Below are 9,006 nucleotides of genomic sequence, written 5' to 3' on the forward strand. Positions count from 1 at the left end.
TGTTTTATGACCTACAAACACAAATATATTCTCCAGCTATCTTATAACTTTTGTATTCACCATCCCAATGATTTAAAACAGAACACCAGCCGTCTATGGAAATTATAGAATCCAACCAGTCTTCCAAAGAATCTATTGTATTTTGGGCCGCAACCGCCTCACGCCAAAAATATTCATACTCATCATTATTATGTACTATGTCACTGGCTAATTGTTCTAACTCTTCTTCTGTACCTATATAATATTCCGTCCCATTTGCTTGATATAAGCAGTCGCCATTCGATTGAAATGTATCATCTAAATCACCAAATGTCAATTGCAAATGAATCCCAAGAGCTACAAACCGTTTAGCTTCCTCTTCATCACAATCACGCATTTCCATAACTTTTTCAACAATATCTTTTGTAGCTTCAAAATTACCACTCATGTCAAAATCGCCTGGAACAGCGAAGCTTTGAGACAAATCTTCTTCTTCTTTTTGTAATACTTCGCACAAATCATCTATTCTTTTGCATATATCTTCTGGAATGGGCAAGTAAAGCCAATCAGTTCCATATTTGTAACCTTTGTTGATATACAGCCCTCTGATCGCCAGAAAAATGTATTTTACATACAAGTCATTGGCATCATGTCTGATTCGTTTAGGGTTAAGCCCAAGAATATATTCGATAGGATTACCATCTGCATATCTTGAAATCACTCCCCTCAATGTAGGCATGTGTTCGGGTTGTACTTGATAAAACTTACACATGATATTGAATGATGTGGCATCAAACTGTTTACGGAAATTTTCATCGTATCCGGAAAAGATTTTGATGAATTCATCAAAATCTTTTTTATATTGTTCTCCATGAAGATATTTCTCTTGTGCTCTGGTTCCACTTGCTATACTACCACAATGGTATTTATTCCAAAAATCAAGCAAGTCTTTTTGTCCAGGTGTTCTTGGTGTTATCCTGCCATAACATTGACCCCAGCTGCCGCAACCTTCAGCACACACTGATACTTCAAAGTGTTCTACAAATTCTTCCAAAGTGTCAATGTTTCGTTTTGTACAAGGGTCTACCTCACGGACTTCAAATGTAATACCCCAACGGTTCATGTCGTTGTCACGAATTGTGACTGAACGAGTATATGCTTTTGTTTTCATTGCTGTTATTTATTTACGCCATTCTCTAATTTTATTGGCTACATCAATATTATTATCATCTAACATCTTTTTCAATACCCCAATCAAACGCCAGCCCTCTTTTTTATATTCCTCTGCTTTTTTATTCAAGAAGGAAAGAGCATTGTTTTTACTCAATTGTTTGCCGAAATCGTTGACAACAAAGCAATTATGAAAACGAATCATATTTTGCATTGTGAAGAAAGCCCCAGAGCCTTTATAAGCGTCTATCCACACAGCACTCTGAATGGTGTCATGAGGCATCTTGATACGTAAGCCATTGAATTTTTTAACTGCTTTCCATAAACTATGGGGATCAAACGCATTTTGCATTTCAAATATGGCACGATACAACGGTCTAAGTACTTTTGCATCAAAATCCTCTACGAAAATATTTTTACCACAGATACGTTTATATGGAATCCCTTTGCATTTTCTTTGTTTTAATCCTTCAAATCTCTTGTTGAGTTTTTTTACATAGTCGTTTGCCATATCCAATGCCACTTCCTTATTGAACCAACGATTGCGGTCTCTAAAATTATCAGAATCTGAATATGACGACATTTTGTATTGGGCGTACAATTCATTAATCAACATCTTCCATTGATATTCATACCCCATACTGCGAATTACTTCTGTAAACCCCATAGGCTTACGATAACCGGAAGAAGGAGTTGTGATGTAAATCATACGAAACATTTGTGCCATCACCCAGCGTCTAAATAGGTGACGATTAGGAATTGTCCCCTGATGTGTAATATTCTGGAATATGGCATCATTATCTTCCAATATGCTGATGACACCATTTTGTACCGAAGCGACAAAATCCGACCCATCGGCCCCCTGCATTGCAAAAAGATTGCTAACATCAATGCCCGCTTTTTTCAAAGCTTCAATACGCTCTTTTGCTTTAGGCTGATTAGCTGTAATTGTAAACTCGGTACCACACTCAGGGCATTCAAATTTTAATTGTTTCATAATATGTTTTGTTTTAATTATTGCTTGATATTTATTTTTCTACTGCGATCCAATCTTTCAATATTACGAGATCAAGATCTCTGCTGCTTTGCCAGAACCATTTCCCCATTTTGTTGTCATTCCAGTCAATTCCTAAGATTATCTGGCAAAGAATATATAATTCCAGTTCAATTTGAGCTTTGTCTCTGCCTGTTCCAAACAGCATATCCTCATCTTCCAAATCCTTTTCAGATAAAGCCTTAAAATATTTCTTCTTTTTATATTCGCTTATCTCGGATGGAACAGAATGTTTGTATCGGTCATACAATAGCTCTACATTAGACAAGAAATCATCAATGGATGTGCATGGTTCTATCCCCAAACTTCCTTCATATTGAGAGTTGCGTATAATATATTTACCGTTAAGTTTAAGGCTTCGTGTTTTGAAGTCTATTTTAAATTTTGATCCCTGTTCTACTGACTGTAAGGATTTCTGATAGATATTCTCCATAATTCTCGCTTTGATAAAATTACACTCAGATATTCAACACATTTCTATAAATGACTGATATACTCATCTTATCGTGACGGCAGCAAGGTTTATGAAACCGTAGATGCCGTCACAGTTGATAGATGATTATTAAATGCAATACCTTTGTGTAAACAAGGTTGTGTTACCTGATAAAAAATAGTCTTCATTTAGTGCAACACATTTCTTTAGTATATTGATATATATTGGAGGCCCGTATTACGTCGTCATACAATTGGATGACGACGTAGCAAGGATGCACATACAATATGTTGAATTACTAAATTTTAGACTATCACCTTGTGTTAGGTCAACTATAATTCTCAAAACAATTGGCGCATCTCTTTATTAATTCGATTAAAATCTGGTGTAAATCAGGATGGGCCAGGAGCCATCGGTGACCAGGTCCACCCTGAGTGAAACCAGTTTATATAAATAATGTTTCTTGAATTACAACTTATGCGCTAAATAACCGCCCTCATAATACCGATACATTACTTTACCAATTAGATGTAATCCGGTTGGATTATCCTGGACCTGACAGATATAATCTTCAGGTCCAGGATTAATTGCTACCGGAGTAGTGAATAAATGTATTCCTTGGGTAGCTTTCAGTGTATTCTTAAACTTGTTTGCTATACTACTTCAATAAAAATCCTCATAGCAATTGACACATTTCTTTACTTTTCTTGATATAATCCAGATAATTTAACTCTGAGCTCGTCCTGAAGGCCATAGGCCTTCGAGGTGAGACTCGGAGTTAATATATAATCTGGATATTGAATACGTGCTCCTTGGATTTTTTGTATTGTGCTATAATGTAAATACCAGGCAAAAGGCACATTTCTTTATTTGTTAGATATGTACAGGTTATCACTGAGGCGCCTCAACGAGGCGCCTAATGTGTATAAGACCTGTATATTGAATTATTGTCCCATATTTACTACATTGTGTGCTCAATTTGTAATCACAGTGTTGCCACTAAGGTATTGTATACAGCCCGTCTAATTAATATGGCGTTTTGCATACAGCCAATCGTAAAATACCCTTCAATATTCTTTGTTTTTGATTTGTTTCGATTTGCTTTAACATTTCTACCGATACCTCTGACAATACATCCGTTTGGTTTATCTCTAACATATCCCAAACCGCCAACTTTATGTTTCCCCGTCTCAACAGCTCTCAGACAATCCATAACGAATTTATTTAATTCATTAATATCAGTTCTAACATTGCATACTGGGAGGATTTGCGTTGCCCAGCTGTATTCTCCATTGCCTTTATACAAGAATTGATTGACATGTCTTACCGCATCCGTTAAGGTAATTCCCCGTTTCTTTATAGTCCGTGACTCTATCTCTTTTTGGAATGTTTTGAGTCGGGTGGGGGAGAGGGAAATCATGCTTCCCTTGATGCTAAAACCTAAGAATTTAAACCAACGGTCCACAGTCAGATATTCCACCTTCTTTGGATTCAACTTCATGGACATTTCCGCCAATCTCTTTTGTAAGACGATCATAGCCTTTTCATAGTCCGGTCCAACAAACAGCATATCGTCCGAATACCTGACATAAAATCCGTCCATTTGCGACAGTTCATTGTCCAAATCGTATAACAATACGTTTGCCAGCCAACTTGCCACCGCACACCCTTGTTTAAGGGATTGGTATTTTTCGTGAAGTTCGTTGTTCTCATCGAAATATAACCCACAATGATAATACTTTCTTAATACATCAATCAATGAGGAGTGTCCGTGTTTTGCCTCCACCTTATCAAAAGCCGCATCTATAAACTGAATGGGAACACTGTCGAAATACTTGCTCAGATCAGACTTCCATCCTACATGACTATTACTTTTCATACCAACGATTGTGTGGCTTACTTCCAGAACTACTTTGCCACAACCGATACCTGTTTGATAAGATTTGCAAGCGGGATGAATCATCTCCGGCATCAAATCAAATAACAAATCGTTCGCAATGCTTAGAATTATTCTATCAATAGGCTCATTAACATACACAGTGCGAAATTCTCCGTTATCTTTTGGGATTTGTGCCGTGTGTGGTGGCGTTATCTGATATTTACCACTTAACATAGCTTCCGCCATACGAATACGGGTGGATTCTTCCGTGAGTTTGATAAGCTCACTCTTCCGAATATCCTTCAGAACGCCTTTCTCAATTGCTTTTGTCCATCTATCAATGTCGAAGAACATTGTAAGAATCTTATCTTTCATTTTATATCTCCTTTCTTTTTGAGTTGTTCCTTATATCTCCTGTGCTCACGAATTGTTGCTGCCCATTCTGCTTTTGTAGGTTTGTATCGCCCTTCTGCTTTACGTTGTTTTAAACTCTCTTTATTTTTCAAATATTTGTCTGGGCAACAAATAAATTGAATAAGACGCTTGCTCACTCCAAATATTTTGGCCAATTTAGAGTAACTGATTAATTGCTTTTCTCTCAACCATTTTATATATTCTTTTTGGTCTGAAGTGAGCTTTATTCGTCTGTCATATTGGGTTCCAACGATACGAATCTTTTCTGATTTATATGGCATCGTTTTGAGGAAACATTAAATCATCGTGCAGGTTATTGGGACACCGTTCATCAAACCAATGCCAGACATCTAACTTTGATGTTCCGGTTAAGAAGTTAAGAAAGTCCTTTTCAATCTCGTCATCATTGTTGACCGGAATATCCCCAAACATTTCCCATAATTCTGAAAGAGTGCATAATTCTACATGCTCTTCACAAATATTACACCAGCAATCTTCTTCCTCAACTGAATCATTATATCTGATTTCATCTGTGTTTGGATTTACCCATGCTCTTTCTTCAACATTATTACTTCCACATTTTGGGCAATACAATGCGTCTAATGACTTTTTCTTTTCTGCCCCCTTCTTCTTGAAGGATATATCAAATTGTCGGAGATTTGAAAGTTCAGTAAGAACCATTTCTGTTACAAAAGCCTTCATTTTATATATTTGTTCATCAGAAGATGTGCTCCATATATTAGCCGCAGCTTGTACTGCATTTTGCATGGAAAAACAAATTTGAGTCCAGTCATCGTACTCTTTTTTATCTTCAAGGATTTCATGGATTAGTTTTTTGGCTTTCTCAATGTACTCTTGATGGAATGATTTTGATGTTTTCATATAATAACTTCACAATTAATTTACTTTATTATATCATTCTATTTCAGCAGCATTTGTTTCACGGTACAGCATATATTATTCCCATACGTAATTATTAAAACGATGCGCACTTCGCTTCTCTCACGGCTTTTAGTACGGCAATAACACTACCTTTGATGCGGCTGGAATAAATTGTTATTTCATTTTCACTGCCTCTCCATTCACTAAAGAATAGAAAGTATTCTCTTTGATTGACTTACCATCCACTTTGAATGCTTTGACTGAGATGATAGGATAAGTGTTCCCGTCCCATTCTCCACGTTCAGTAAGCACAATCCAGCATCCTAATGCTCCCCTTGCCTTGCAATCCTTTCCAGCAGCAAGGGCTATGCTTTCTTTGCCGGTAGCTGATGCAGTGCCTTGGTAGCCGGTAGCTGATGCAGCGCCACAGTTGCCAGTAGCTGATGCAGCGCCTTGGTTGCCGGTAACTGATGCAGCGCCTTGGTTGCCGGTAGCTGATGCAGCGCTATAGTGGCCGGTAGCTGATGCAGCGCCACAGTTGCCAGTAGCTGATGCAGCGCCACAGTTGCCAGTAGCTGATGCAGCGCCTTGGTAGCCGGTAGCTGATGCAGCGCCACAGTTGCCAGTAGCTGATGCAGCGCCTTGGTAGCCGGTAGCTGATGCAGCGCCTTGGTAGCCGGTAGCTGATGCAGCGCCTTGGTAGCCGGTAGCAATATTTTCCTTTATCCACTTACATTTGCTGAAAGTGAACTTGATTGCCGCATCAACAATACTTTTAATACTTAACTCTGCTCCTATGTGGATTTTTGAGCAAGCAATTTTGGTATCATCTGTATCAACATCCATATCCCCACTTCCCTCAACTTCATGGAACTTGTTCATACCAATGTTTGCAGGGGGATAATAGCCAAATACATCTAAGGGATGAAGACAGTAATGGAAACCATTACTACAAGCGCTTATATCACCTTGTTCTTCGTAATCTTTTCCCTCTTCATATTTAAAATCCCTGCAAGTCATATCAGGATTGAAGCCCTTGAACCCTTTTATTTTACTGAATTCTTCCGGGATAGTAACATTATCAGGAAGGTTTGCCCTGAGAACCATATATGCCATATAATTTGTATCAAACCCCGCTATTCCCGTCCCAATGGCAGTAAGAAGAAACTCTTTTTCAGGATGTTTGTTGGCAAAATTCCGTAAGTTACCCAAATAGGTTATCAATTCTTCTTCCGTGACTTTCTCCATATCTTTATCCAGCGTAGGAATAGCATAGGATTGCCCTTGTAATCCTTCGGCTTGTCCCATGATTGCACCGAATTTCTCAACTGCTAACCTGGCTGCTCCACCGGCATGGTTGCCGTTCATGTTGCTGCCAAACACGAATACCTGATTCTCTTTAAGTTCCTGAATATTTTCAGGAGTAAATTTCTTTTTCATATTTATATTGTTTTAATTGGTTTCATCATAGCTAATCAATATAAAAATCAACCTCATATGTCTTTGCAGGCAATCCAAACTGAGGATGTGTATTAAATTCGTTGCAGTCTTCCCAATGAATATCCATATAGTACCCTCCACCAATTACATTCTCCTGGAAGTCTTTGATTTGGGCAATGTCTTCATCTGTCAAGCCATATTCATCCGAATTTATCCCATATTCCAACGGACACAAGGCCCAGTCAGGAATATTATATGTTCCCTTTAAACGTGGCATAATTATATCTTGTATTTATATTTGAACTAAACTGCATTGTACACTCTTCCGTCTTCATAATACAGTCTGTCTTCATATTGGTTATTATGCAATGCTTCCCGGATTGCATCTTCATCATTGGCCCAATACTTATATTCTTCATGCCAGCATCTGAAAAAACTATCATAACATTGTTCTATTAAGTCTGTAAGCGAGAAATTATCTGGATAACTACACCAAGTTTTATAATATTTGATGATAGGTTCAAGTAAGTAGAAATCGTAACACAAGCCTGTTAGTGGACAATCATTACCTACAGATTTGATAATACGGCTTCGTCTGTATTTGTAAGTGTATTTTTCATTTATATATTTGCCTAAAAAATAATATTTGCCTTGTGTAATATATGGTATAATATTATTATCGACATATCGGAACAGCAACTTACCACACAAATTCTCTGCATAAATATCCTTATCACAATCAACAGGACATTCAAACATTAAACTGTCACTATATTTTAAATTAAAGTTATATCCACAATAACCAACCTCCCAACCACAAAGCATGGTATCTGTCAATTTCGTGAAAGCATCTAAAGACTTTACATAATCTGAACCGCAAACCTCCATACACTGATCCATTATATTCCAGCGTTCACGCTCAACAATTTCTTTTTGTACCTCTTCCGACAATTCATCAAAAGTATATAGTTGTAATGCTATTATTTTCATATTAGATGTATTACAATTCTTCTTGCTTAATGAAATATTTTATACCATGCCCACGTTGAGAATCACAGTTATAGTACTGGAAGTCTTTCACATGGTCATCAAACTCACGACCAATGGACGATAGCCCATCTTTATGGATTGGACAAGGCTTTTTCCACGCATTCGGTAGGCGCATCATGTCCTGAATCAGGTATATAGTTTTGCCTTCATTATATTTGACACGTGCTTTGGTTTTGTTGATCCGGATATAGGTTACTCCTTTTTCTTGGTATTCTTCGTGCATCATTTTTGATTACTTCTAAGGTCATTGATTTTCAAATTCAACATACAAAGTTTCGGATATTTCATTCTGAAAGTTATAAGAGATTCCCCATGTCCCAAAAGTTTCAAATAACCAATCAACAAGAAAGTTACGGTCATCGTTAGCCAGTTTGCTGTCTTCATTGTCATCCAGTCTGGCAATCATGGCATTTACAAGAGTCACATCGTATGTAACCTTTCCATAGATATGATAAGGATAGTCATAATCAATATTATTGAAATTACCACATAATCTATGGTCCGGCTTGTGCAGATATTCCTTCATATTTGAATTAAACCGCCAAGCCATTTCGTAGCTCTCTTCTTCCAGAAGCTCATCTGAAAAGCTCTCCATGATAAAAACTTTATTTTCATCATCAATCATGCTTTCACGCGCATCTTTAAGAACTTGGTAAAGGCGTGCTGCCATGTTATCAATATTTATATACCTCTTTTCTTCCATTT

At 37.4% G+C, this 9,006-nt stretch carries 11 protein-coding genes; all 11 read right to left on the minus strand.

All coding sequences use genetic code 11. The annotated features are described in order from the left end of the window. Window positions 1–4 precede the first annotated feature (4 nt). Window positions 5–1,150 carry a hypothetical protein gene (locus AB5903_RS08650; RefSeq protein ID WP_368117785.1) on the minus strand — a complete coding sequence of 382 codons (1,146 nt, stop codon included), beginning with the start codon at window positions 1,148–1,150 and terminating at the stop codon, window positions 5–7. A gap of 9 nt (window positions 1,151–1,159) precedes the next feature. Beyond that, on the minus strand, window positions 1,160–2,146 hold the full coding sequence (locus tag AB5903_RS08655) for a ubiquitin carboxyl-hydrolase (protein WP_368117786.1): 987 nt from the start codon (window positions 2,144–2,146) through the stop codon (window positions 1,160–1,162). A gap of 31 nt (window positions 2,147–2,177) precedes the next feature. After that, window positions 2,178–2,636, minus strand: a complete 459-nt coding sequence (locus AB5903_RS08660) for a hypothetical protein (RefSeq protein ID WP_368117787.1) — start codon at window positions 2,634–2,636, stop codon at window positions 2,178–2,180. A gap of 985 nt (window positions 2,637–3,621) precedes the next feature. Beyond that, entirely contained in the window at window positions 3,622–4,890 is a 1,269-nt protein-coding gene (locus tag AB5903_RS08665) for a reverse transcriptase domain-containing protein (protein ID WP_368117788.1), read from the minus strand. After that, window positions 4,887–5,210: a hypothetical protein gene (locus tag AB5903_RS08670; RefSeq protein WP_368117789.1), complete on the minus strand. Its 324-nt coding sequence runs from the start codon at window positions 5,208–5,210 to the stop codon at window positions 4,887–4,889. Before AB5903_RS08670 ends, AB5903_RS08665 begins: the two co-directional genes overlap by 4 nt. After that, window positions 5,200–5,811, minus strand: coding sequence for a hypothetical protein (locus AB5903_RS08675; RefSeq protein WP_368117790.1), 612 nt, complete (start codon window positions 5,809–5,811; stop codon window positions 5,200–5,202). The genes AB5903_RS08670 and AB5903_RS08675 overlap by 11 nt, the downstream gene beginning before the upstream one ends. 174 nt (window positions 5,812–5,985) lie before the next feature. After that, window positions 5,986–7,251: a hypothetical protein gene (locus AB5903_RS08680; RefSeq protein ID WP_368117791.1), complete on the minus strand. Its 1,266-nt coding sequence runs from the start codon at window positions 7,249–7,251 to the stop codon at window positions 5,986–5,988. Window positions 7,252–7,282: 31 nt separating this feature from the next. Further along, window positions 7,283–7,528 (minus strand): hypothetical protein, encoded by a 246-nt coding sequence (locus AB5903_RS08685; protein ID WP_060386534.1) that lies wholly within the window; start codon window positions 7,526–7,528, stop codon window positions 7,283–7,285. 26 nt (window positions 7,529–7,554) lie between these two features. After that, complete coding sequence (locus tag AB5903_RS08690) at window positions 7,555–8,241, minus strand: hypothetical protein (protein WP_368117792.1); 687 nt, start codon at window positions 8,239–8,241, stop codon at window positions 7,555–7,557. Window positions 8,242–8,251: 10 nt separating this feature from the next. Then, the gene (locus tag AB5903_RS08695; RefSeq protein ID WP_060386532.1) at window positions 8,252–8,527 is read right to left on the minus strand and encodes a hypothetical protein; all 276 of its coding nucleotides are present in this window, start codon (window positions 8,525–8,527) and stop codon (window positions 8,252–8,254) included. 18 nt (window positions 8,528–8,545) lie between these two features. Then, the gene (locus tag AB5903_RS08700; protein WP_368117793.1) at window positions 8,546–9,004 is read right to left on the minus strand and encodes a hypothetical protein; all 459 of its coding nucleotides are present in this window, start codon (window positions 9,002–9,004) and stop codon (window positions 8,546–8,548) included. Window positions 9,005–9,006: the final 2 nt, after the last annotated feature.

It is taken from the genome of Bacteroides sp. 2201st1_D9_2201SCRN_220225, assembly GCF_040928965.1.
In the GTDB taxonomy this organism is placed as follows: domain Bacteria; phylum Bacteroidota; class Bacteroidia; order Bacteroidales; family Bacteroidaceae; genus Bacteroides; species Bacteroides stercoris.

Excerpts from the sequence above, each read along its gene's own strand:
- AB5903_RS08675 (WP_368117790.1), bottom strand. The coding sequence starts at position 5,811 with ATGAAAACATCAAAATCATTCCATCAAGAGTACATTGAGAAAGCCAAA.
- AB5903_RS08690 (WP_368117792.1), bottom strand. The coding sequence starts at position 8,241 with ATGAAAATAATAGCATTACAACTATATACTTTTGATGAATTGTCGGAA.
- AB5903_RS08665 (WP_368117788.1), bottom strand. The coding sequence starts at position 4,890 with ATGAAAGATAAGATTCTTACAATGTTCTTCGACATTGATAGATGGACA.
- AB5903_RS08670 (WP_368117789.1), bottom strand. The coding sequence starts at position 5,210 with ATGCCATATAAATCAGAAAAGATTCGTATCGTTGGAACCCAATATGAC.
- AB5903_RS08695 (WP_060386532.1), bottom strand. The coding sequence starts at position 8,527 with ATGATGCACGAAGAATACCAAGAAAAAGGAGTAACCTATATCCGGATC.
- AB5903_RS08700 (WP_368117793.1), bottom strand. The coding sequence starts at position 9,004 with ATGGAAGAAAAGAGGTATATAAATATTGATAACATGGCAGCACGCCTT.
- AB5903_RS08650 (WP_368117785.1), bottom strand. The coding sequence starts at position 1,150 with ATGAAAACAAAAGCATATACTCGTTCAGTCACAATTCGTGACAACGAC.
- AB5903_RS08660 (WP_368117787.1), bottom strand. The coding sequence starts at position 2,636 with ATGGAGAATATCTATCAGAAATCCTTACAGTCAGTAGAACAGGGATCA.
- AB5903_RS08685 (WP_060386534.1), bottom strand. The coding sequence starts at position 7,528 with ATGCCACGTTTAAAGGGAACATATAATATTCCTGACTGGGCCTTGTGT.
- AB5903_RS08680 (WP_368117791.1), bottom strand. The coding sequence starts at position 7,251 with ATGAAAAAGAAATTTACTCCTGAAAATATTCAGGAACTTAAAGAGAAT.
- AB5903_RS08655 (WP_368117786.1), bottom strand. The coding sequence starts at position 2,146 with ATGAAACAATTAAAATTTGAATGCCCTGAGTGTGGTACCGAGTTTACA.